The sequence below is a fragment of the Shimia gijangensis genome, assembly GCF_900142085.1.
In the GTDB taxonomy this organism is placed as follows: domain Bacteria; phylum Pseudomonadota; class Alphaproteobacteria; order Rhodobacterales; family Rhodobacteraceae; genus Shimia; species Shimia gijangensis.
In genome coordinates, this window is record NZ_FQZQ01000008.1 from 1 (window position 1) to 24236 (window position 24236).

Sequence of the window (24236 nt, forward strand, 5' to 3'; positions counted from 1 at the left end):
CTTCAGTGCGGGCCTTGACCTCAAAAAATCAATCAAATAGTAGTGTGAAAGTTGAGCGGGCGTTGTGTAATGGTTAAGACCTCAGTTTTCCAAACTGAAGATGCGGGTTCGATTCCCGCCGCCCGCTCCATAAAATAATTTCCGACACATTACCTGCAAAAAGTTGTTTCTGGTTTGGTTAAGTATCTGAAATATTGAAATTAATTGCGTTTTGATGGCTGGCCTTCCAAGCTGATGATACGGGTTCGATTCCCGTCGCCCGCTCCAGATCTTCCAAAAATTGGCTATTTCCAAGTAGAACCGTCGCCTTGCATGCGACTCATGGCTTGACCCCACGCCTTCGCGACGCCACTAACGGCTGCACGTTAAACCGGGGATGACACAGACATGGCCAGACAACCCAAACCGCCCGTGACCGAGGCGGAACGCGAGAAATCGAAGCGCGTTGGAGCGCTGCGTGGGCTTGGCCCTTTTCTGGCACCGTATCGCGTGATGGTGGTGCTTGCGGGCATGGCGTTGACGTTGACCGCCACAGTATCATTGATCCTGCCGATGGCCGTGCGCCGTGTGGTCGATAATTTTGGCACTGAAAGTGACGCTCTGCTGGATCAGTATTTTGTTGCAGCCCTTGGGTTTGCGGCATTGCTCGCCGTTGGAACAGCCTTGCGCTACCTGCTTGTGACACGCCTTGGTGAAGTGGTCGTGGCGGATATCCGGAAAGCGGTTTTTAACCGGGTTTTGTCTATGAGCCCGGCATTTTTTGAAAAGGTTATGACCGGGGAAGTGCTGAGTCGGATCACCACCGACACCACTGTGATCCAATCGGTGATTGGATCGTCTGTTTCGGTGGCCTTGCGCAATGTTTTGTTGTTCTTTGGCGGCTTGGTTTTGATGCTTTTCACATCGGCCAAGTTGACTGGGATGGTGTTGTTGATCGTTCCGATGGTGATCGTGCCAATTCTTCTTTTGGGTCGGCGTTTGCGCAAACTCAGCCGCGAAAATCAAGATTGGATTGCAGCCAGTTCCGGTGCTGCATCCGAGGCGCTGACTTCGGTCCAGACGGTTCAGGCCTTTACCCATGAAACTCAAACCCAAAAGAGCTTCGGGGACGTCACGGATTTGTCTCTGACGGCCGCTAAACGTCGGATCAACACCCGTGCAGTGATGACAATGATCGTCATCTTTTTGATATTCACCGGTGTTGTGGGTGTCTTGTGGATTGGCGCACGTGATGTGCGGGCAGGGGGCATGAGCGTGGGTGTAATGGTCCAGTTCGTGATCTACGCCGTTTTAGTTGCAGGCGCTGTCGGCGCACTGTCGGAAATCTGGGGTGAGCTACAGCGCGCGGCTGGGGCAACCGAACGGCTGGTCGAACTGCTGCAGGTTGATGACAGCGTGCAGGACAAGCCTGAACCCAAATCTCTGACCCTTCCTGTGAAAGGCGAGATCGTTTTTGAAGATGTGTCGTTCTCATACCCTTCGCGCCCGAATATCTCGGCCTTGGATCAGGTGTCATTGACGATACAGCCCGGAGAAACTGTGGCATTTGTCGGCCCTTCTGGTGCTGGCAAAACCACAGTAATTCAATTGCTTCAGCGTTTCTATGACCCAGACAAGGGTCGTGTATTGCTGGACGGTGTGGCACTCGATGATCTTGCACGTGAAGATTTCCGCCGGGAACTGGCACTGGTTCCGCAGGACGCCGTCATTTTTGCTGATACGGCCCGCGAAAACATTCGCTTCGGTCGTCCCGATGCCAGCGATGCCGAGGTTGAAGCCGCCGCACGTGCCGCAGCCGCTCACGATTTCATTATGGCCTTGCCGGACGGCTATGACGCCTTTGTCGGCGAGCGTGGTGTGATGCTGTCGGGGGGGCAAAAACAGCGGATCGCAATTGCTCGTGCCATCTTGCGTGATGCGCCTGTATTGTTGCTGGACGAGGCCACGAGCGCATTGGACGCCGAAAGCGAACGCCTTGTGCAGCAAGCGGTCGAGGAAATGGCCCGTACGCGCACAACATTGATCGTGGCCCATAGGCTGGCGACCGTTAAGAAAGCAGACCGAATTGTCGTTTTGGAAGACGGACGCATTGTGGCGCAAGGCAAGCATGATGATCTGGTAGCCCAAGGTGGCCTATATGCCAAACTGGCCAAACTGCAATTCACTGACGGGGCAAATTCGCTCTGAATTCCCCTTAAGTATGCCCCGTTCATTGACCATTCTCTACTCATCTTAAACTGGGAGAGAAAAAATGGGTTTTTGGAGTTTCCTAAAAGGGTCTGGCAAATCTTTGGTTGGCGGCAGCGACACACCGGATGTCGATGCGCTGAAGCAAGAAGTTGCTGATTTGGGTCTGGATGCAGACGGTCTTGATATTTCCGTTGAAGGCGACACAGTCAAAGTGACCGGTGATGCCGTCAGCCAGGAAATGCGCGAAAAAGTAATTCTGGCTGTTGGTAATGTTGAAGGTGTTGCAGCCGTTGAGGATGACACAAGCGGGCCCGAGCCCAAGTTCCACACCGTTGAAAAAGGCGACACGCTTTGGGCGGTTGCGGAAAAAGCCTTGGGCAAAGGTAATCGCTACACCGAGATTTTTGAAGCCAACCGTCCCATGCTGAGCCATCCGGACAAAATATATCCTGGTCAAGTTCTGCGCATTCCGCAGGACGCATAAGTCATGGAGACCGGGGGTAGGGCTATTCCCGGTCTCAAACCATCCAGATTATCCAGAAAAATTTGCTCAAAACCGAAATTTTTAGAAAATTTGACACCTCATGTGAAAACTAACGCAACGTCTTTGTTTGCCTTGACCTTGGGTGAGTGCTGGTCAAATGCTTGCGACTTGGTGTTTTTAGCTCCATCTTGGCTGCACCAGATGCGTGCGGGCGCAAGGTTTAGGGGAGGAGATCATTCATGTCATTTTCAACAGGCGCAGAACTTCGGGCTATCGAACAGGAAGAACCGTGGGAGAAACGCAATAATGCGGCCACGATGTATCAGTTTCTGACGCACACCAAGGATCGCTTTCCAGATCGTCCAGCGGCCAGCTACCAGTTGTTGTCGGGACCAGCAGACAAAGCCGAAACCGTCACCTGGAGCGAGCTGCATGCCAAAGTTGTGCAAGCCGCCAATTTGTTTCGGTCCCTTGGTGTTGGGGAAAAGGACACAATTGCCTTTGTCATGCCGAACTGTAACGAAACGCTTTATACGCTGCTCGGGGGAATGATCGCGGGTATCTCGAATCCAATAAACCCGCTCTTGGAACCAGAACAAATCGGTGCGATCCTTCGGGAAACCGACGCCAAAGTTGTTGTGACGCTCAAAGGTTTCCCTAAAACAGACGTGGCCCAAAAGGTGGCCGAGGCTGTGCGCCACGCGCCGCATGTCCATACGGTGCTTGAAGTGGACCTCAATCGCTACCTCACCCCCCCAAAAAGCTGGATTGTGCCGCTGGTCCGTCCGAAAAATCCGGGCAATCACCATGCCGACGTCAAAAACTTTAACCGCGAGATGGCAAAGCAAAACACCACGCTTGATTTCGCGGATTCTGATGGTGATCGTGTCGCGGCCTATTTCCACACGGGTGGCACCACCGGGAAGCCCAAGGTCGCGCAACACCTGTACTCTGGCATGATTTACAACGGCTGGTTGGGCGACACGCTGTTGTTTGATGAAACCGACAGCATCATGTGTCCGCTGCCATTGTTCCACGTGTTTGCCGTGCATGTGATCATGCAGGCGGCGATTGCGTCGGGCGCGCATGTGGTGTTTCCAACGCCTGCTGGGTACCGCGGCGATGGTGTGTTCGACAACTTCTGGAAGTTGATCGAGCGCTGGAAAACCACTTTCATCATCACCGTGCCGACCGCAGTATCTGCTTTGATGCAACGCGAGGTCGACGCTGACATCTCGACCGTAAAAACCGCGTTTTCTGGATCGGCGCCGATGCCGATGGAATTGTTCAAACGATTTGAGAGCGTCTGTGGCGTCGATGTGGTCGAAGGTTATGGCCTGACCGAAGCGACCTGCCTAGTGTCTTGCAACCCGCCGACAGGGTCTAAGAAAGTCGGCTCGGTCGGCTTGCCACTTCCCTATACAGATGTGCGCATCTTTATCAACACCGTTGAAGGCCCGGTAGAGTGTGCCGCAGATGAAGTTGGAGAGATTTGCGTGTCCAACCCGGGCGTCTTTGCGGGCAACACCTATACCGAGGCCGAAAAGAACAAAGACCTATTCCATCACGATAAATACCTGCGTACGGGCGATTTGGGCCGCATCGACGAAGACGGCTATTTGTGGATCACCGGCCGCGCCAAGGATTTGATCATTCGCGGCGGTCACAACATTGACCCCGCCGAGATCGAAGAAGCTCTGTTGGCGCATAAAGACGTGGCCTTTGCCGGAGCCATCGGACAGCCCGATGCTCACGCGGGTGAGGTGCCATGTGTCTATGTCGAGCTGGTCGAAGGTGGCACAGTGACGGCTGAAGAACTGCGCAAACACGCCAAAGTCCATGTGCATGAGCGCGCTGCACACCCCAAACACGTTGAGGTGATGTCGGAATTGCCGAAAACGGCGGTGGGCAAAATCTTTAAGCCTGACCTGCGCAAATCTGCGATCACACGTATTTACAATGCGGCCTTGGAAAAAGAGGGCGTGCCTGCGCGGGTGACAAGTGTTCTGGACGACAAAAAACGCGGCCTTGTCGCGCAATTGGCCAACAACGGTGATGCGTCGGATGAGGAAGTCGGCAAAGTCTTGGGGGCCTTTGTACGCCCTTGGGAATGGTCTGAGTAAGCCAAACACCAAACGCCGAAATTTTCCGGATGGCGGGGCAACCTGCCGTCCGGTTTTCTTTTGGAGCTTTTCAACGCGCCGAAACAGGGCTAGCGAGTGAGAAGGATAAAAGGACCGCATCCATGGTTGAACCAGACAATACGGTCGATCTATTTGTGATCGGCGGTGGTGTGAACGGAACAGGTATTGCCCGTGATGCTGCGGGCCGTGGCCTGTCGGTGATGCTGGCGGAAAAGGGTGATCTGGCCTCGGCGACATCGTCTGGATCTACCAAGCTGTTTCACGGTGGGCTGCGGTATCTGGAGTACTTCAAATTTCGTCTGGTCCGAGAAGGTCTGACAGAACGAGAGGTGCTTTTGCGGGCGATGCCGCATATCAGCTGGCCGATGCGGTTTGTGTTGCCCTTGCACCCTGAGATGCGGTTTGAAGGGGACACACCTACGTCGCGGCTTTTGACATGGGTCATGCCGTGGATGCGGGGCAAACGCCCGGCCTGGCTGATCCGGTTGGGGTTGTTTCTCTATGACCACATGGGAGGGCGCGAGATTTTGCCGGGCACCCGGGCGCTGGATCTTGGTCACGATCCCGCGGGTGCGGCGCTAAAGCCTGAAATGCAGCGCGCTTACGAATACTCGGATTGTTGGGTGGATGACGCTCGTCTTGTCGTCCTGAACGCCCGTGATGCTGCAACGCGTGGCGCGACGGTTCTGGTTCAAACCGAAGTGACGTTTGCCAAACGGGTAGGTGATCTGTGGCAAATCACCCTGCGTGATGGGGCAGGGGTGCGAAAGGTCAAAGCACGGGCCTTGGTGAACGCAGGGGGCCCGTGGGTAAGCCGCATTGTCGATGAAGTGATCCAGACAGATAGCCGCGAAAACGTGACCCTTGTGCGGGGGAGCCATATCATTCTGCCGCGTCTCTTTGACCATGACCGTGCCTATTTCCTGCAAGGGTCAGACGGGCGCATCATTTTTGCGATACCCTACGAAGATGATTTCACATTGATTGGCACCACGGACGAAACGCATGATACGCCGAACACGCCGCCTGTTTGCACAGATGAAGAGCGTGACTATCTGATCGCCTTTGCAGCACAATATTTCGACGTTTCGATTCGTACCGAAGACATTGCCTGGACTTATTCCGGGGTGCGTCCACTTTACGATGACGGGGCGAGTTCTGCGACAGCTGCTACGCGGGATTATGTTCTGACGTTGGATCAGACCGGCGCGCCTTTGTTGAATGTATTTGGCGGCAAGATCACCACATATCGCCGTTTGGCGGAGGCCGCACTTGCGAAACTCGCACTGTTTTTCCCTGAGGCCAAAGGGAACTGGACCGCGGCTGTGCCTTTGCCAGGGGGGGATTTTGCCGTTTCTGAAAAGCCCGCTTTAACGGCGCGTTTGATGCAAAACTATCCATTCTTGTCAGAATATTGGGCGGCAAGATTGATGCGTACTTATGGCACCGATGCGCGCCTGCTTCTGGGGGACGCCAAAGCCTCAAGCGACTTGGGGCAGGATTTCGGGGCCACGCTCAGCGAGGCTGAGCTGCGCTGGATGAAGACCCAAGAATTCGCGACCTGCGGTGAAGACGCGTTGTGGCGTCGCACAAAGCTGGGGCTGCGTTTGGATGCACAGCAGCGCGCGGCCGTAGAGAATTGGTTTTCAGAGCAAAACTGATTGGCGGCGCAGGGGAATCGGGGCAAGCTGACGACCACACGTGGCAACTCGGATACCGATATGACCTATATTCTTGCGATTGATCAGGGCACCACTTCTTCCCGGGCCATACTGTTCGATTCCGGGATGAAGATCGCCGCAACAGCACAGCAAGAGTTTCCTCAGCATTTCCCGGCTTCAGGCTGGGTGGAACATGATCCCGAGGATATCTGGACGACGGTCCTGACGACCTGCCGCAAGGCAATGGTAAAAGCGAACGTAAATGCCAGTAATATTGCTGGCATAGGGATCACGAACCAGCGGGAAACCACCGTCGTCTGGGATCGCCACACCGGAGAATGCATCTACAATGCCATCGTATGGCAAGATCGCCGAACGTCGGATTTTTGTCGGGATCTCAAAGACAAAGGCCATGAAGCTGAAGTCACGGCACGGACCGGCCTTCTGTTGGACCCATATTTTTCCGGCACCAAGATCAAATGGATTTTGGACAATGTTGAAGGCGCACGTAACCGCGCTATGGCGGGCAATTTGCTGTTTGGAACCATCGACAGCTTCCTAATCTGGCGGCTGACCGGAGGCACCGTACATGCGACGGATGCGACCAATGCGTCACGCACATTGCTGTATGATATTCATCAAGGGGCATGGAGCGACACCTTATGTGACTTGCTGGATGTGCCCATAACCATGCTGCCAGAGGTCAAAGACTGTGCTGCAGATTTTGGCGCAACCAGACCAGATCATTTGGGTGGGGCTATTCCCATTCTTGGTGTCGCAGGAGATCAGCAGGCCGCCACGATCGGGCAGGCATGTTTTGCGCCCGGCATGATGAAATCCACCTATGGGACGGGTTGTTTTGCTTTGCTCAATACGGGGTCGACCGCAGTTACATCAAACAACCGCCTGCTGACCACTGTGGCCTATCAGTTCGAGGGGCAGCCCACCTATGCCCTTGAAGGTGCAATCTTTATCGCGGGCGCCGTGGTGCAATGGCTACGAGACGGGTTGCAGATCATCTCTTCGGCAGAGGACACTCAGGCATTGGCCGCAAGTGCAGATCCCTCGCAAGACCTGATCCTTGTTCCTGCGTTTACGGGTCTTGGCGCACCCTATTGGGCCCCCGATTGCCGGGGCGCGATCTTTGGGCTGACGCGCAATTCTGGTTCTGCGGAAATGTCCCGCGCGGCATTGGAAAGTGTCGGGTTTCAGACCCGCGACCTGATAGAGGCGATGCAGGCTGATTGGGGAACCTCCAGCGATACAGTGCTGCGGGTTGATGGCGGCATGACGGCCAGCGACTGGACTATGCAATTCCTGAGCGATATCATTGGCGCGCCTGTTGATCGACCAGAGGTTTTGGAGAGCACCGCAGTGGGTGCCGCCTGGTTGGCGGGAATGCGTGCTGGTATTTATCCGGAAAAAGATTCGTTTTCAAAATCTTGGGCGCTGGAGCGCAGGTTCGAACCTGCTATGGAAGAAACTTCTCGCGCATCGCGCTATGCCGCCTGGAAGCGCGCCGTCCAGGCCACTTTGGCTGTTTAGGACTTAAGAGCGATTAAAAGGTCCATAACATTGGTGCCTGTCGGCCCTGACTTGAACAAGGCACCGCGCTCTTCAAGAAAGTGACCACTATCGGCCAGACGTTGGAACCGTTTGGCTTCTTCGGTCCAAGTCGCGCCGTTTACAAACGCTCCGGCAGCGTCTGTTGGCCCATCGGTGCCATCGGTCCCCGCGACCAGTATATCCAGACCAAAGGTGCCAGATATCTGTTCCGCCAACGCCAGCGCCAGCGCCTGATTGCGCCCTCCCTGACCGGGGTCTGGTGGCAGAACAATGGTTGGCTCACCACCCCAGATATGCACCCCAGGAGGCGCTTTACGCAAAATGGGACCTATTTGTGCCGCCAATTCGAAAACATCAGAATACAGACTTTCGGAGTTGGTCATCACACCAAGCCCCAGCTTTGCAGAGTGGTTCGCACAGGCTGAGCGGGCAATTGCATTTGAGGCCACGATGAAGGGATCAAAGGAAAACCGGTGATACTCAGGTGCCTGTCCAATACCTGATCCGATCACTGACAGGCTGTCACCTTCCACGTCCGAGATGGCAAGGGTGGTCACCAATTCACCCTGAAAATGGGATAGCAATTTGCCCCCTTTGATTTGGGACAGCTCCTTGCGACGGGCGTTCATGGCGTGAATGTCGAGCCCTTCTGAAAGCAAATGGGCATTCTCGGACTGCAGAGCATGAAGTGATTTTCCCACCTCGGGCAGTTCCACCAATGACGAAGCTCCTCCTGAGACCAAAAACAGAAGGTGTGCATTTTCAGGTTGATGTTGCACGGTTTTCAACATTTCCACTCCGGCTACCAGCGTGTTTTCATCCGGCACAGGGTGGGCCGCTTCGATCACGCGTACAGGCCCTGGTAATGCTTGGCTGTGCCCATATTTCGTGACGACAAGGGCAGGGCTGTCAGGTCCAAAGACGGCTTGCGCCCCGGCAAGCATGGCCGAGGCAGCCTTGCCAACAGCGATTATCTGATCCGGACGCGCGACCTGATGTTTGCGCAAAGCCGTCTCAACAGCTTTGCTTCCCTGCACAGCCCGCACACCATGCCACCAAATACTTTTGACTATTTCTTGGGCGTTAGTGTCCATCACCGTGCTCTCCTCGCGCGCTGCTCAGTACAGTCGCGCAAATGGCGAAGGGATTCCAGAAAAATCAGGGGCTGTAACCGGTCTGGACCCGATCAATGTAAAAGGTCATAAGCATCTTAACCCGAAAGGAACTTCTCATGGCCGCTCCTTGTGTACTGTGCAGTGCTGATGCCTCCGACACTCATGTTGTAGCACCCAAAACAGATGAGATCGCTGTCTGTGCAATCTGTCTGGAAGGTGTGGAAAATGGCCCTAAGGATGCGCCCCATTGGCAGTGCCTGCACGGCGCCATCTGGTCAACCGAAGCGGCGGTTCAGGTTGTGGCTTACCGAGTGTTGAATGCCCTGACCGAAGCTCCTTGGGCGCGCGATCTGCTGGATATCGCCTATCTGGAAGACGACGTAAAAGCCTGGGCCGAAGCCGGAATGACCGATGCGGGCACAGTCGAACATCGCGACAGCAATGGCGCAGTTCTGTCCCAAGGTGACAATGTGGTACTGATCAAAGATCTACTTGTCAAAGGCGCAGGTTTCACTGCCAAACGCGGGACACCCGTTCGCAATATCGGGCTGGTTCAGGACAATGCCGAGCACATCGAAGGTCGCGTTGAAGGTCAACGCATCGTGATCCTGACTAAGTTTGTAAAGAAATCGTAATTGAAGGGAAAGATCGCGGAGCTGGCATGCTGCTTTGCGGGGTGGAGGCGATTTTGTGCAGTTGCCGCGTGATTTGTCTCCAATCCTAGACTTTCGTTTCACACACGCAGATGCTGAAGTACGCGCGCGCGAATTGGGTATCTTTGGGCGCAGTTATCGTCAGTTGCATTCACATTCACCATCTCAAGAGTGGGTGGAAACGCCCCGATTATTCAGGGCCGCTCAACGTGTGGTGTGGGTTAACCTAGATCTTATTTCATGTGCCGAGCCGCGTGAAGGTGGACAGGTCATCTGGTAAATGATTCACAAATAGCCCGCTATCAAGAAGTGGGCTGCCATGCTGAAAACCTTTTAGCAGTGAGAGAGGTGTTGCTGTGGCACGGCGAATGGCGCACGACAGCCCGTCGCCGGCTTTGTTCACCATTGTTGACAGTGCCCGGGTCATCTCAAGGTCGGCGCCGGCCAGTGTTCCGTCTTGCAAGGTCAACCGTTGATCTTTTCTGATCACGTGTCGGCCATTGAGGACAAACCCGTCAATCCGCGATCCGGCCGTTGCCATAGCGTCGGTCACAAGCATGATCCTCTCGTTGTTCTCAGCGGCAGCGAGCGCAATGCGGATCACTGTGGGATGAACATGGATCGCATCAGCAATCAATCCCGCGTAGATGTTTCCCCGCGCGAGGGTCGCGCCAACAAGCCCGGGCTCGCGATTGCCAAGTTGGCTCATTGCATTGAACAAATGCGTCACGCAGAGCGCGCCGGCATCAAAAGCAGCCATGCAGGTTTCGAAATCAGCATCGGTATGACCAAGAGAGACGATGACACCAGCGTCCGTCATTGTGCGGATTTGTGAATTTGTAGTGTTTTCTGGCGCAACGGTCATCATCACGTTCGGCAAGCGGTTTGCCGCATCCAAAACAATCGCCAGATCGGTTTCCGTCATCCGACGGATCAAGCCCGGATCATGGGCACCCTTTCGGGCTATTGACAAGTGCGGCCCTTCCAAATGGATCCCTGCGATGCCTGCAACCTGCGCGGCAATGGCTTGTTCTACCGCGCGGATTGCGGCTTTGGTTCGGTCTGGAGTGTCAGTGATCAGTGTCGGCAAAAGCGCCGCAGTTCCGATCGAGGCATGTGCTTTTGCAATGGTGCGCAGGGCATCGACGGACTGATCGTCATTGAACATCACTCCACCACCACCATTCACCTGCAAATCCACATAACCCGGCAAGATGATGCCACCCGGCAAAGTTTTTATTTGGTTGTCGTTGGATAACTCACTGCGGGCGATCAGGTCGCGTGAACCATCAGTGTAAATAACCAGAGCGTGGTCATCATGAAATCTGACACCATCGTGGATTCGCGCGCCGACATAGGCCTTTGCAACCTTGCTCATACTGTTTCGGTCACTTTTTTCAGGTGACGAGGGGCGTCCGGATTAATTCCGCGCGATGCTGCGACCTTTTCCACCATGGCATAAAAGCTCGCAATCAAACTAATCGGATCCGTCAATGCATGACCGGTGCGGATTGTTTTCAACTGGGTCGCACGATCGAGTTTTTCGCTTGTGGCAAAGACGGCTGCACCCTTGGCCGCGATATCATCTGCAACGCTGGCCAGTGCGCTTTCAGCTTCGTCCTGCGCAGCAAGGCCGATCACAGGAAACCCCCCATCCACGATAGAGATAGGACCATGAAGGACCTCTGCGGAGGAGTAAGACTCTGCGTGGATCTGGCACGTTTCCTTGAATTTCAACGCGGCTTCATTTGAGATGGCATAGGCCGGTCCGCGGCCCAGACAGAATATCGAATTACGGCCAGCTAGGGCCGCGCGCGCCTCAGGCCAATCTAGCTGTACGGCCTGTTCCAGCTTCGAAGGCAAATCCGCAATCGCACTTTGCAAAGCCATATCTTCGGCGCATTCAGCCAGAAGCCAAATTCCTGCAATTGTCGAGTTCACAAACGTCTTGGTAGCGGCGACGCTGAGTTCCGGCCCGGCGTGTAGATTGAGCGTATGGTCAGCCACCTGTGCCAGTGGGCTCTCAGGTTGGTTCGTCATCGCGATGGACAGCGCGCCACTTTCGCGCGCCGTTCGTGCCATTTCGACGATATCTGGGCTTTTGCCTGATTGCGAGACAGACAGGCACACGCTCCCGTCCAGCCGTAGCTTGCGTCCGTAGATCGAAGCTATCGAGGGGCCGATTGATGCAAGCGGCGTGCCCAGCAGGAGTTCGGATGCATATTTCAGGTACGTTGCGACGTGATCTGATGATCCTCGCGCAACACTCACCAAAAACTGCGGATCCCGGGCTCGTACCGCGTCGGCTGCGCGCTGTATGGCATCGCCGCCGTTTGCAAGTAAGCGTTCAGCCGCTACGGGAATTTCCAGCACTTCCGTGCGCATTTGGGTTTGGGCGGCGGTCATAATTTTGGCCTACTCTTTGGCAAGGCGAAGTTCGGCTACAAAGTTGTAGGCGTCGCCACGATAGATGGATTGGGTAAATTCGACGACACGGCCGTCAGGAAGATAAGACGTACGCTCGATGCGCAAACCAGCTGTCCCAACTGGCACATCCAGCAGATTTGCTTCATTTTCGCTAAGGTTGATTGCTGATATTTTTTGAAGCGCGCGATGTGGCCTCAGCCCGGATTCTTCCAACACAGCGTAGAGCGATGTTTCAACTTCCAATGGATTTGGCAGCATCTGGGTAGACAGGGATGCGCGCTCTACCGCCATCGGTTTGTTGTCGGCAGTTCGAAGCCTTGCGATCCGGGAAACAGAGGCATCAGGAGTCAAAGCAAGCGCCAACACTTCGTCTGGAGATGGCATAAAGATACCGCGTTCCAGCCAAACGCTCGACGAGGACATGCCTCGGCGCGCCATGTCCTCGCTGAAAGACGTGAGACGTGAAAGGGATTGCTCGATTTGTGGGGTATCTGACGCGACGAAAGATCCCGACCCTTGTTTTTGAACAATGATTCCGTCTTTGGCGAGCGCTTGAATGGCCTTGCGGACGGTGACACGAGACATTTCTGTGATGGAAGCAATTTCCCGTTCAGGTGGCAGCGAACTACCGGCCTTCAGCAAGCCCTGATCAACGCCGTCGGTCAACCGCTTGCGCAGCTGCATGTAACGTGGCCCGCCATCTGATTTTAGCCATCTGTCTGGTGATAAAAACTCTGCGATGTTCATATCTGGGCCTCTGGATGTTTCTCAAAATGTGCCCTGGCAAAGTTGAAGGCGCCGTCTAGGGCATTTCCTTTGCACGCCACCAGACCCGCAGTGATATCCGAAGGCAGGTAGTTTGCGTAATGTGGTCCAACGCCACCCGTTAAGCACAGCGCATCGCCTGCCTTGAACCCCAACGCATTCAAGCATTTCCTCAGATACTCAACCCCTGAGCCTATGATTTTTTGACCTACCAAGTCATTGGCGCGGGCACTTTCAACAACATCGGGCGCGAATGTGCCGTAATCACCCGGCTTGGCTGACATGCTGAATGCCACAATCTCATTTGGGTCATTTTGGAATTTTGCTAAAAGGGCGCGTGTCAAATCACTGTGCAGCGCTAGCCCATCATGGCAGAGCAGCACGTGACGCAGGCTTTCCTGACCGAGCCACGAACCAGAGGCCTGATCGCCAACATGAAACCCCCAACCACCGACACTGCGGTAAACTCCGTCCGTACAAGCGGCTGCAATTGTACCCGTTCCCACCGATAGCAAGAACCCGTCCTGCCAACCAAGCGCACCGTTTAAGGCTGTCGGGCGGTCGTCTGAGACCGTGACATTGCCATAGGGGACGGCTGATGCCACCATGTGGGCATCTTGTGCTGTCATTACCCCGGCCAGACCAAGATGCGCCGTGGCGGTCTTTAGCTGTTTAGCTGTAAGTCCGCATTTGGCGGCGGCTGCCGTGACTGCATCGATAATATTCTTGATAGCAAGCTCCGGGTCTGAGGCCACGTTGGCGCGGCCACCTTCTGACTTTGCCAACACCCCGTCTGTCGGCGTGCCAACAGCCGCGCGACAACCTGTGCCGCCGCCATCAACGCCAATTAGTAGGGTGTGTGGTGAATCAATCATATAGTACCTTTACAATACCTATTTGGTAAAAGCCATACCTATGCCTGTATTGTTGGACTGTATTGGTCTTTCATTTCAGCAATTACTCCCCCAAACACAAAATGGTAGACAAAAGGTATTGTAAAGGTATTGTATGTTGAGCGAGGGGATTCGAATGCCACTGCCACGAACCGAAACAGTATCACCGGGGCCGCATATAGATGCGCGGTCAACGCTTGGGGCGGCGGCTTTCCTGCTGGATGGTCAGGTGGATGCGATTGATGCGGTCCGGCCCGCTATTGCGGCGATTGCGAAATGCGCGCTGAAAATGGCGGCGGCCATTCGTGAAGGCCATCGCCTTCACTATGCGGCTGCAGGAAGCTCTGGTCTGATGGCGCTTGCTGATGTCAGTGAGTTGCGTGGCACTTTTGGTATCGAGTCCGATAAACTCCGTATTCATATGGCCGGTGGTGTGCCTGTCGACGCAAATATGCCGGGTGATACAGAAGATGACGATAGGGCGGCCGCCCAGCTTGCCAAAGGCATTCACGAAGGTGATGTCGTCATCGTGCTGACAGCCAGCGGCACGACGCCGTTCGCGCTGGCCATAGCTCGTGCCGCTCAGGGCAAGGGGACCAGTGTGATCGGGATTGCGAACAATCCGGGCACACCTTTGTTAGCGATGGCAGACGAGGCTGTTTGCATCGCGACACCTCCTGAAGTTATTGCCGGGTCGACCCGACTGGGTGCCGGAACGGCACAGAAGGCAGCCCTAAACCTGATGTCCACACTCATGGGGATCGAACTTGGCCATGTCTACCGTGGCGAGATGGTCAACGTTATTGCCGACAACGCCAAGCTTGTGCGGCGGGCCGTCGGCATGGTGGTCCGTATTGCAGATGTTTCTGCCGACGCTGCAGAGGCCGCCATCAAGCAAACGGGTGGGCGCGTCAAACCTGCCATTCTTGTCGCAGTCGGATGCACCCCCGAAGAGGCGGCCAGCTTACTTGAACAAAGCAATGGCCAACTTGGCGATTGCCTTAATTCACTTTCACCACGCAAAACAAACACGTTTACCTAGGGAGAAGACAATGAAAAAATCCACATTGATTGGTACCATGATGGCCACATCAGTTCTTGCGGGGGCTGCTGCTGCCCAGGACGTGACGCTAACGATCGAAAGCTGGCGCAATGATGACCTTGCCATCTGGCAAGATAAAATCATTCCCGCGTTCGAAGCCTCGAACCCAGGTATCAAGGTTAAGTTCACACCCTCTGCTCCGGCAGAATACCCTGCTGTTTTGAATGCCAAGCTTGAAGCTGGATCGGCCGGTGATCTGATCACATGTAAGCCATTTGATCACTCGCTGGGCCTTTATAATGCAGGTAGACTGGCAGACCTGACGGATCTTGCTGCAATGTCCAGTTTTTCTGACGTGGCAAAATCGGCGTGGCAAACTGATGACGGCGCACAGACGTTCTGTGTTCCGATGGCGTCGGTTATTCACGGCTTTATCTACAATAAGGATGCCTTTGCAGAACTGGGTGTGGAGATCCCTGAAACCGAAGCGGAATTCTTTGCGGTTTTGGACACGTTCAAAGAAGACGGCAATTATATTCCAATGGCGATGGGCACCAACGATCAATGGGAAGCCGCCACAATGGGTTATAACAACATTGGTCCAAACTACTGGAAGGGCGAAGAAGGCCGGCTCGCTCTTATCAAAGGTGAACAGAAGCTTACGGATGAAGCATGGGTTGCACCATTCCGCCAGCTTGCTAAGTGGAAATCCTATCTTGGCGATGGTTTTGAGGCGCAGACTTATCCCGACAGCCAGAATATCTTCACATTAGGCCGGGCGGCGATTTACCCAGCGGGTTCGTGGGAGATTTCCGGGTTCAACACCTTGGTCGATTTTGAAATGGGCGCGTTCAAACCGCCAGTGGCCAATGCCGGTGATGATTGCTACATTTCTGACCACACCGACATTGCACTGGGCCTGAACGCGGCAAGTGAACATTCCAAAGAGGCCAAAATCTTTCTGGATTGGATGGGAACGTCAGAGTTCACTTCGCTTTACGCCAACTCTCTGCCTGGTTTCTTTTCGCTGGCCAGTGCACCTGTCGCAATGGAGGACCCGCTGGCTCAGGAGTTCGTGAGCTGGCGTTCTGATTGTAAGTCCTCGATCCGATCAACCTACCAGATCCTGTCACGTGGCACACCGAATCTGGAGAATGAGACGTGGAACGCATCGGTGGCTGTGATCAAAGGCGAAGAAAGCCCCGAAGACGCAGGTGCGCGCCTGCAAACAGGTCTGGCAAGCTGGTACGAACCCCAGCAGAACTAAAGTGACCTCCTCGGTCCTGTGCGGCGCCTTTTACTGCACAGGACCACCGCCCAATTTCCAACCGTTCGGCTTATTTGCAAGGCGCCTGTCAGACGCTTTTCGCATAATTCGTATCAATTCGAAGGATCAAGAAAATGGCAGAAAAACCACGTTTCCGGTGGCACATCGTTGTCTTTCTGGCCCCCGCAGTCCTGGTTTACACGGCTGTGATGATCTATCCGCTTTTCAACACGCTGCGCCTGTCACTGTTTACCGAAGTTGACCAATCACGGGTCTTTGTCGGTTTGCAGAACTTCAAAACCCTGTTCGGAGATACTGTCTGGTCTACGCAGTTCTGGAATGCCCTGGGCAATAACTTTTGGTTCTTTATGATTCACATGTTGGTGCAGAACCCGATCGGGGTTGCGCTGGCCGCCATCCTGAGCCACCCGAAACTGCGCTTTGCGAGTTTATACCGTTCGGCTATTTTTATCCCCACAATCCTGTCCTTCGTGATCGTCGGTTTCGCGTGGAAGCTGATCCTGTCGCCAATCTGGGGCATCGCGCCCGGCATGCTGGATGCCGTTGGCCTCAAGGCGCTTTACGCACCCTGGCTTGGCAAAGAGGCATACGCCCTGACGACATTGTCTTTGGTCTCGGTTTGGCAGTTTGTCGGCATCCCGATGATGCTGATCTACGCAGCCCTATTGTCCATCCCTGATGAAATCCTTGAAGCCGCCGAAGTCGAAGGCATCACCGGTCTTTCTTCCTTCTGGAAGATCAAACTGCCGCTGATCCTGCCGTCCATTGGCATCATCTCAATCCTGACATTTGTGGCGAACTTCAATGCATTTGACCTGATTTATGCTGCACAGGGCGCATTGGCCGGGCCGGATTTCTCGACCGACATTTTGGGGACGTTCATGTATCGCACGTTCTTTGGCTTTCAGTTGCAACTGGGGGATCCGCATATGGGGTCGACCATCGCATCGGCCATGTTCGTAATCATCCTCATCGGTGTGTGCCTGTACCTCTTTGGTATCCAATCCCGCATGCGCCGCTACCAGTTCTGAGGAGAATGAAAATGAACGCCGTACGTCAAAACCGCCTCAACACATTTGCAGCTCACGGTGCGCTGGTCGTTTATGTGCTCATTGCCTTGTTTCCGGTCTTTGTGATTGTGATTAACAGCTTCAAAGACCGCAGGTCGATCTTTCGCGAGCCACTCGCTTTACCGAACTCAGAGAGCTTTTCGCTGATCGGCTATGAGACCGTTCTGAAGCAAGGCGATTTCTTTCTCTACTTTCAGAACTCCATGATTGTTACAGTAGGATCGCTGTTTTTTATTCTGATCTTTGGGGCCATGGCCGCCTTTGCGCTTGCTGAATACCGGTTCAAGGGCAATACCCTGATGGGGCTTTATCTTGCTCTTGGCATCATGATCCCGATCCGGATCGGCACCGTCGCCATTCTGGAGATGATGGTCCAAACCGGACTTGTGAACACCCTTTGGGCTTTGATCCTTGTCTATACTGCCCAGGGCCTGCCTCTGGCGGTGTTCATCCTGTCAGAGTTTATGCGTCAGGTCAGTGATGATCTCAAAAATGCAGGACGCATTGATGGACTATCGGAGTATCGCATCTTCTTCCGGCTTGTTCTGCCGCTGGTGCGTCCGGCGATGGCGACAGTTGCTGTATTCAATATGATCCCGATCTGGAACGACTTGTGGTTCCCGCTAATCCTTGCCCCCGCCGAAGAGGTAAAAACCCTGACGCTGGGAAGCCAAGTCTTTATCGGGCAGTTTGTCACAGACTGGAATGCGGTTCTGTCGGCGCTGTCTCTTGCGATCCTGCCAGTTATGGCACTTTATGTTATCTTCTCGCGCCAGCTGATCCGCGGCATCACATCCGGTGCGGTCAAATGAGGGTCGTTGTCGCAGGTTTGGGCAATATGGGGCGCAGTCACGCGCTGGCCTATCACACCCACCCAGACGTCGAAATCGTCGGGCTAGTGAACCGCTCTGAAGTAGATTTGCCAGACGCGTTACAGGGTTACCCACGCGTGTCGACTTTCGCTGACGGCCTCGCTCTCAAACCTGATCTGGTCTGCATCGCAACGTATTCCGACAGTCACGCCAACTATGCGATTGCTGCAATGGAGGCCGGTGCGGATGTTTTTGTCGAAAAACCGCTTGCCACAACGGCAGACGATGCGCGCCGCGTGGTTGCGGCTGCGATGCGTCTGGGCCGCAAACTGGTTGTCGGCTATATCCTGCGCCATCATCCCAGCTGGCAGCGCCTGATTGCCGAAGCGCGGAACCTTGGCGGGCCTTATGTATTCCGTATGAACCTCAATCAGCAATCTGACGGCGAGACGTGGAAGACGCATAAGGCGCTCATGCAAAACACAAGCCCGATAGTCGATTGCGGTGTCCATTATGTCGACGTCATGTGCCAGATCACCGACGCCAAACCCGTGCGTGTGAGTGGTATGGGGCTGCGCTTATCGGATGAGCTTGCAACGGACATGTACAACTATGGCCAGCTTCAGGTCTGGTTCGATGATGGATCTGTTGGCTGGTATGAGGCCGGATGGGGACCGATGATGTCAGAAACCGCGTTCTTCGTGAAGGACGTGGTATCCCCCAATGGGGCTGTGTCCATCACCGATGACAACAAAGGCGCATCTGACGATGTCGATGGTCACACCAAAGTAGGCGGCATTCTTGTCCATCGCCCGTCTGGTGACCACCTGATCGAAATGCAAGACGAGCCCGGCCATCAAGAGCTTTGCGATGCCGAGGCCCTCTTTATGATCAATGCGATCAAAACCAATGCTGATCTGACCCGTCACATGGATGACGCCGTTCAATCTCTGGCAATATGCTTGGCTGCCGATGAAAGCATCCGGTCCGGCCACCCAATCGAATTAGGAGACACCCAATGACCGCTCTGACTCTCACAGATATTTGCAAGTCTTTTGGCAGCGCGGAAGTTCTCAAAGACATCAACCTGACAGTTGAGGATGGCGAATTTGTTGTTTTCGTCGGCCCGTCAGGTTGCGGCAAGTCTACGCTGCTGCGTGTGATTGCCGGGTTGGAGGATGCCACAAGCGGTACGGTCAATATTGGCGGTGACGTTGTCAACAACACGCCACCCGCGAAACGAGGCATCGCCATGGTGTTTCAATCCTACGCGCTTTATCCGCATCTGAGCGTACGTGACAACATGGCCCTTGGTCTCAGGCAGGAAAAGCAGCCCAAAGCGGTGATTGAAGAGCGTGTCAGCAAGGCCATTCAGATGCTTGATTTGAATGCTTACGTTGACCGTCGCCCGTCTGACTTGTCAGGTGGTCAGCGTCAAAGAGTGGCCATTGGACGCGCTATTGTGCGTGAACCCAAGCTCTTTCTTTTTGATGAACCGCTTTCCAATCTGGATGCCGCTCTGCGAATGAATACCCGCATCGAAATCGCCGAGTTGCACCGCACGCTGAGCGCGTCGATGATTTATGTAACCCATGATCAGACCGAGGCAATGACCCTTGCTGACAAGATTGTCGTGCTGCGCGATGGTCAGGTCGAGCAGGTCGGCAGCCCGATGGATCTCTATAACAATCCCTGCAATAGATTTGTCGCCGGCTTCCTCGGCTCACCAGCCATGAACTTTTTGAAAAAGGCTCCGGTTGATATACCACAAGGCGGCACACTGGGCATTCGCCCGGAACACTTGCGATTGCAAAAAGGTGGCCGCATCAAAGGGACTGTGACCCATGTCGAACGGTTGGGTGGTGATACAAACCTTTTGATCTCAACAGAGCAGGATGAGGCAATCACGGTCCGTATATTTGGACAGAACGCGACGGCGGTCAGGGACGTTGTTGAGCTGGATTTTGATAGCCATTTAGCCTTCCAATTTGATGGGGATGATCAACGCATCGCGGTATGATTTCGCGTTTAACAATGCATTTCAAATAGGGTCACCGCTGACGCTTGCGCTTCAAACTTCCATCCAAATGGTAACCGGCCCATCATTCAACAGCCGCACCTTCATGTCTGCCCCAAACCGCCCCTTGGCGATGGGCAGGCCTTGCTCTGCCATTTGGTCCGCGAAGTACTCATACAGCTGCGCGCCCTCATCGGAAGGTGCCGCCGAGGAAAATCCCGGTCGATTGCCGCTGCGGGTGTCCGCAGACAATGTGAACTGAGAGACGACCAATACCGCGCCGCCGATGTCTTTGACCGACAGGTTCATCTTGCCCGCTTCGTCCTGAAATATTCGGCATTTGGCTATTTTGGCAGCGAGTTTGTCAACCTGTGACTCGGTATCGCCCTGCATTGCGCAGATCAAAACCAGCAAACCCGGTCCAATGTCTCCGGTGACTTCGCCATCGACTGTGACAGAAGCTTCGCTCACGCGTTGAATTAGGGCGCGCATTGTAAGTCCTTTATCGTTGGTGGGTTCGCCCCCGCACGGGTGACAGAAAAAGTTGCCGCGCGAACGCCAAACGCGGCGGCACGGTTGATCTGGTCGATACCAGAAAGTGCCAATGCGGAAGGCGACAACACCTTCTGTTGCGCAAGGGACGCCAAAAAACCTGCGTTGAACGTGTCTCCAGCGCCCACGGCATCAACCACGGTGACGGGGGGGGCAGGAATATGCTGTGCACCGTGACGCGAATAGGCTGTGACCCCATTGGCGCCGTGGCTGTGCACCACCACAGACGCGCGGCCCTGCAGAAGCTGTTCCGGCGGGTCCGGGCGCAACCATTCAATGTCCTCATCTGAAAACTTCAGGATATCGGCCATGGCAATCATCCGGGTCAGCCTCTGGCGATAACTTTCCTCTTCAGTCTCAATCAGGGCAGGGCGAATATTGGCATCCAGCAGAATCAGACGTTTGGGTCCGGCCATCTGCATCAGCGCCTCAAACGTACCTGCGGCGGGGCGATGGATCAGGCTGAGACCACCAAAGATCAAGGCGCCGATACCCTGAAGGTTTGGTATCTGTGCCATGCTCAAACTACGCCCGGCGCTGCCACTATCCTGAAATGTGAAACGCGGCGAGCCGTCGACCAATTCCACGAAAGCCAATGTTGTTGGGGATTCTACTAGCGTGCATCGCGAAAATGAGATGTTTTCAGCGCGCATCGCCTGGCACAGAAACTGGCCGTATTCGTCCATCGATAATCCACCGAAAAACCCGACCGGCTGTTCCAGACGCGCCAATGCAACTGCTGTGTTCACCGCAGCCCCACCGGTCACTGGGTGATGTTTAGGTGCTCCGTCTGCGCCCATTTGGGGCAACATATCAATCACGGCTTCACCGCAAGAAAGGATCATTGGGGGGCTCTCTTTTTGGTCTGCCCAAGAGTGTGCGATCAGATGTGCAAAGACAAGCCGTTGCACGTGGTATACGCGGTTGCCGGTCAATTAGCCGAGCATAGCGAGGCCACGCCCAACCAGAGGCGGGTGCCATTGCACCTGAAAATGGGCGGGAGTGCCTGTCCTAAAGCTCTGGCGCGTTCATAATGATACAGGTGGTTGACCCGGTCGCATAAAGCCTGCCATCTTCGACGCCCTTGATCTCACCATCTGCAATCCCGGTTGAACGCCCCGCATGGTGTACAGTCCCGATCGCATGCACAGTGGTGCCAATAGGAATCGGGCGGATAATGTTCACTTTGAATTCAAGAGTTGTGTAAATCTGCCCCTGTTTCAGCTTGGTTTGAACAGCGCACGCCATACAGCTGTCCAAAATGGTGCCATACCAGCCTCCATGCACAGTGCCGAGTGGGTTCAGAACATTGAACTCAGGCGTGCCTTCAAAGATGACTTTGCCATCTTCTGCAACAACCGGCCAAAGACCTAGGGTTTCGCCAATCGGCGGCCCGGCAATGTCGCCCTTCACGATATCCTGCATCAACTGCAACCCTGAGCGCGAGACTACCTCGCTCATTTTCGGCAATTCGCTGAGATTTTTGGCAAAGTAACGCCTGGACATTGCGGCCTCCTGAATACGTCAGATCAGATGGCCGCAAATACGTTGCTGTCGCAAGACCGGGTGTGAATTACGCTACGTTCTCAAGCGTGACTTTGGGGGTGACACCCAAAGCATGACAAACATCGCGGGTCAGTTCAGGGCGGTTGAGCGTGTAGAAATGGAAGTTCGCGACACCTTCATCCATCAAATCCGAACAAAGCTCGGTGCAGATGGCTGTGGCCAAAAGATCGGTGCGATCGTCGCGCTCTGCTTTGGCAAAAGCATCGTCCAGCCACGCTGGAATATCGGTACCACAGCGTTTGGCAAAGGCGCGCGCACCCTTCCAATCCTCGATCGGTAGGATTCCCGGAATTATGGGGGCGTCGATGCCAGCCTTGGCGCAGGCATCGCGGAACCGCAGGAAGGTCTCAGCCTCAAAGAAAAACTGGGTGATGGCTTCGGAAGCACCGGCATCGATTTTACGTTTCAGCCAGTCAATATCGGCCTGCGCATGGGCCGCTTCAGGGTGTATATCGGGATAGGCACCCACACGAATTGTGAATTTTCCCGTCTCTGCAAGGGCCTCGATAAGTTCAACCGAATGGGCAAAGCCTTGGGGGTGGGCCTCAAAGTTGGCGCTGCCTTTGGGCGGGTCGCCCCGCAATGCCACGATTTCATTTACACCCGCAGCGGCAAATTCATTGGCAATACGCAGGGTTTCCTCTCGCGTTGCATTCACGCAAGTTAAATGGGCCGCAACGTTCAAATCGCTTGATTTGTGCAACGTGGCTACCGCATCACGTGTAAGGTCGCGGGTCGTGCCGCCTGCGCCATAGGTCACCGACACGAAGCGCGGCTCAAGCGGGGCAAGGGTTTGCACTGTGTCCCACAGACGAAAAGACGCCTCGAGGTTTTGGGGCGGGAAGAATTCGAGCGATATTGTTGGCGCAGTCATGTTTTTTGTCCTAACTTGAGGTTGCGCTCAACATACAGATATGAAACCTGTAGCCAAATTCATAATCCTAAAGAACATCATGAGCCCAACATGAAGATGCACATTGAATTCCGTCACCTGCGCACTGTGCGCGCTATCCACGAAGCGGGGGGGCTGGCCCGAGCGGCAGAACAGCTGAACATCACGCAATCTGCGCTGAGTCATCAGGTCAAAGGGCTCGAGACGCAGGCGGGTGTTGAATTGTTTGTGCGCCGCTCAAAACCAATGAAACTGTCGGCCGCTGGCCTGCGCTTGTTGCGCCTTGCCAACACCGTTTTACCCGAGATTGAAGCGCTTGAGGCTGAATTTAATGGTCTTAGAGATGGCAGTTCGGGGCGGTTGCACATCGCCATTGAATGTCATGCCTGTTTTGAATGGCTGTTTCCCGTACTTGAGAAATTCCGCAAGAAATGGCCGGATGTAGATGTGGATATCCGTCCCGGTCTGGCCTTTGAGGCCATGCCCGCGTTGCAAAAAGAGGAGGTCGATGTGGTTGTATCTTCGGATCCTTTAGATCTGGCGGGCATTTCTTTTTCACATCTCTTGGACTATGCGCCTGTTTTCGTCGCGGCATCGACCCACCCGTTGGCCCAGAAAGAATGGATTGATGCAGAAGATTTTAGGAGTGAGACCTTGATCACCTATCCGGTCGAACGTGCGCGGCTGGACATATTCTCCGAGTTGTTAACTCCGGCAAAAGTTGAGCCTGCTGCAATGCGCCAGGCTGAGCTAACGGCTGTTATTCTCTTGTTGGTCGCTTCAAACAGGGGCGTGTCGGTGTTGCCGGATTGGGTGGTGCGTGAGGTCAAATACTCGTCGGATTATGTGACCCGACCGCTTACAGAGAACGGGATTACAAAAAAGCTGTTTGCAGCGACCCGCGATGACGACCTTGAAAAGCCGTACATGCGCGATCTGATTGAGCTGGCAGGCGAAGAGGCGCGCCGTCTTCAGGCGCTCTGATCGCAGCGCATAGCGGCTAGGCGGAAGCTGCGCGCGTGATAGGTCTTGGCTTTGCGCGCATGGGCGCGTATACGCGCGGCCTGAGCATACTATCCTGAGCATCTTATACGGAGCC

General features: G+C 54.6%; 22 protein-coding genes and 1 tRNA gene. 14 read left to right on the forward strand and 9 right to left on the reverse strand.

Annotated features, from left to right (window positions below):
• The first annotated feature begins 55 nt into the window (after positions 1-55).
• The 6 genes from BUC32_RS08480 to glpK all read left to right on the forward strand — a co-directional run bounded on the left by BUC32_RS08480 (position 56) and on the right by glpK (position 8024).
• Positions 56-130 (forward strand) — tRNA-Gly (locus BUC32_RS08480).
• A 257-nt stretch (positions 131-387) separates the two neighbouring features.
• Entirely contained in the window at positions 388-2187 is a 1800-nt protein-coding gene (locus BUC32_RS08485) for an ABC transporter transmembrane domain-containing protein (RefSeq protein ID WP_073251606.1), read from the forward strand.
• Between the two features lie 64 nt (positions 2188-2251).
• Positions 2252-2674 (forward strand): peptidoglycan-binding protein LysM, encoded by a 423-nt coding sequence (gene lysM, locus BUC32_RS08490; RefSeq protein ID WP_073251608.1) that lies wholly within the window; start codon positions 2252-2254, stop codon positions 2672-2674.
• A gap of 239 nt (positions 2675-2913) precedes the next feature.
• Entirely contained in the window at positions 2914-4797 is a 1884-nt protein-coding gene (locus BUC32_RS08495) for an acyl-CoA synthetase (protein ID WP_073251610.1), read from the forward strand.
• A 122-nt stretch (positions 4798-4919) separates the two neighbouring features.
• Complete coding sequence (gene glpD, locus BUC32_RS08500; RefSeq protein WP_073251819.1) at positions 4920-6479, forward strand: glycerol-3-phosphate dehydrogenase; 1560 nt, start codon at positions 4920-4922, stop codon at positions 6477-6479.
• Between the two features lie 60 nt (positions 6480-6539).
• Positions 6540-8024 carry a glycerol kinase GlpK gene (glpK, locus tag BUC32_RS08505; protein WP_073251821.1) on the forward strand — a complete coding sequence of 495 codons (1485 nt, stop codon included), beginning with the start codon at positions 6540-6542 and terminating at the stop codon, positions 8022-8024.
• Here the strand turns inward: glpK and BUC32_RS08510 are convergent.
• Positions 8021-9139: a glycerate kinase type-2 family protein gene (locus BUC32_RS08510; RefSeq protein ID WP_073251612.1), complete on the reverse strand. Its 1119-nt coding sequence runs from the start codon at positions 9137-9139 to the stop codon at positions 8021-8023. The two genes, glpK and BUC32_RS08510, sit on opposite strands and share 4 nt — an antisense overlap.
• A 137-nt stretch (positions 9140-9276) precedes the next feature.
• Here BUC32_RS08510 and BUC32_RS08515 point away from each other — a divergent pair, with 137 nt between their 5' ends.
• Positions 9277-9795, forward strand: a complete 519-nt coding sequence (locus BUC32_RS08515; protein WP_073251614.1) for an alkylphosphonate utilization protein — start codon at positions 9277-9279, stop codon at positions 9793-9795.
• A gap of 256 nt (positions 9796-10051) precedes the next feature.
• Here the strand turns inward: BUC32_RS08515 and nagA are convergent, their stop codons facing one another.
• From nagA to BUC32_RS08535, 4 genes are read right to left on the reverse strand one after another with little or no spacing between them, the layout of a single operon-like run.
• Positions 10052-11191, reverse strand: coding sequence for an N-acetylglucosamine-6-phosphate deacetylase (gene nagA, locus BUC32_RS08520; RefSeq protein ID WP_073251616.1), 1140 nt, complete (start codon positions 11189-11191; stop codon positions 10052-10054).
• Positions 11188-12219 (reverse strand): SIS domain-containing protein, encoded by a 1032-nt coding sequence (locus BUC32_RS08525; RefSeq protein WP_073251617.1) that lies wholly within the window; start codon positions 12217-12219, stop codon positions 11188-11190. The genes nagA and BUC32_RS08525 overlap by 4 nt, the downstream gene beginning before the upstream one ends.
• A 9-nt stretch (positions 12220-12228) precedes the next feature.
• Positions 12229-12987 carry a GntR family transcriptional regulator gene (locus tag BUC32_RS08530; protein WP_073251619.1) on the reverse strand — a complete coding sequence of 253 codons (759 nt, stop codon included), beginning with the start codon at positions 12985-12987 and terminating at the stop codon, positions 12229-12231.
• Positions 12984-13880 carry a BadF/BadG/BcrA/BcrD ATPase family protein gene (locus BUC32_RS08535; RefSeq protein WP_073251621.1) on the reverse strand — a complete coding sequence of 299 codons (897 nt, stop codon included), beginning with the start codon at positions 13878-13880 and terminating at the stop codon, positions 12984-12986. The genes BUC32_RS08530 and BUC32_RS08535 overlap by 4 nt, the downstream gene beginning before the upstream one ends.
• 154 nt (positions 13881-14034) lie before the next feature.
• On the opposite strand from BUC32_RS08535, the gene BUC32_RS08540 reads away from it, so the two are divergent.
• The 6 genes from BUC32_RS08540 (at position 14035) to BUC32_RS08565 (ending at position 20130) form a co-directional block, all read left to right on the forward strand.
• Positions 14035-14940 carry an N-acetylmuramic acid 6-phosphate etherase gene (locus BUC32_RS08540; RefSeq protein ID WP_073251623.1) on the forward strand — a complete coding sequence of 302 codons (906 nt, stop codon included), beginning with the start codon at positions 14035-14037 and terminating at the stop codon, positions 14938-14940.
• Between the two features lie 10 nt (positions 14941-14950).
• Positions 14951-16207, forward strand: a complete 1257-nt coding sequence (locus BUC32_RS08545; protein WP_073251625.1) for an ABC transporter substrate-binding protein — start codon at positions 14951-14953, stop codon at positions 16205-16207.
• A 134-nt stretch (positions 16208-16341) separates the two neighbouring features.
• On the forward strand, positions 16342-17259 hold the full coding sequence (locus BUC32_RS08550; RefSeq protein ID WP_073251626.1) for a carbohydrate ABC transporter permease: 918 nt from the start codon (positions 16342-16344) through the stop codon (positions 17257-17259).
• A gap of 11 nt (positions 17260-17270) precedes the next feature.
• Entirely contained in the window at positions 17271-18110 is an 840-nt protein-coding gene (locus tag BUC32_RS08555) for a carbohydrate ABC transporter permease (protein ID WP_073251823.1), read from the forward strand.
• Positions 18107-19132 carry a Gfo/Idh/MocA family protein gene (locus BUC32_RS08560; RefSeq protein WP_073251628.1) on the forward strand — a complete coding sequence of 342 codons (1026 nt, stop codon included), beginning with the start codon at positions 18107-18109 and terminating at the stop codon, positions 19130-19132. Before BUC32_RS08555 ends, BUC32_RS08560 begins: the two co-directional genes overlap by 4 nt.
• A complete protein-coding gene (locus BUC32_RS08565; RefSeq protein ID WP_073251630.1) occupies positions 19129-20130 on the forward strand; it encodes an ABC transporter ATP-binding protein in 1002 nt (333 codons plus the stop codon). The genes BUC32_RS08560 and BUC32_RS08565 overlap by 4 nt, the downstream gene beginning before the upstream one ends.
• Positions 20131-20181: 51 nt before the next feature.
• Here the strand turns inward: BUC32_RS08565 and dtd are convergent, their stop codons facing one another.
• The 4 genes from dtd to metF all read right to left on the reverse strand — a co-directional run bounded on the left by dtd (position 20182) and on the right by metF (position 23119).
• The gene (gene dtd / locus BUC32_RS08570) at positions 20182-20619 is read right to left on the reverse strand and encodes a D-aminoacyl-tRNA deacylase (protein ID WP_073251632.1); all 438 of its coding nucleotides are present in this window, start codon (positions 20617-20619) and stop codon (positions 20182-20184) included.
• Entirely contained in the window at positions 20607-21524 is a 918-nt protein-coding gene (locus BUC32_RS08575) for a carbohydrate kinase family protein (RefSeq protein WP_073251825.1), read from the reverse strand. Before BUC32_RS08575 ends, dtd begins: the two co-directional genes overlap by 13 nt.
• Before the next feature lie 166 nt (positions 21525-21690).
• Positions 21691-22185 (reverse strand): PaaI family thioesterase, encoded by a 495-nt coding sequence (locus tag BUC32_RS08580; RefSeq protein WP_073251633.1) that lies wholly within the window; start codon positions 22183-22185, stop codon positions 21691-21693.
• A 67-nt stretch (positions 22186-22252) separates the two neighbouring features.
• Entirely contained in the window at positions 22253-23119 is an 867-nt protein-coding gene (gene metF, locus BUC32_RS08585; protein WP_073251635.1) for a methylenetetrahydrofolate reductase [NAD(P)H], read from the reverse strand.
• Between the two features lie 96 nt (positions 23120-23215).
• On the opposite strand from metF, the gene BUC32_RS08590 reads away from it, so the two are divergent.
• On the forward strand, positions 23216-24121 hold the full coding sequence (locus tag BUC32_RS08590; protein WP_073251827.1) for a LysR family transcriptional regulator: 906 nt from the start codon (positions 23216-23218) through the stop codon (positions 24119-24121).
• Positions 24122-24236 lie beyond the last annotated feature (115 nt).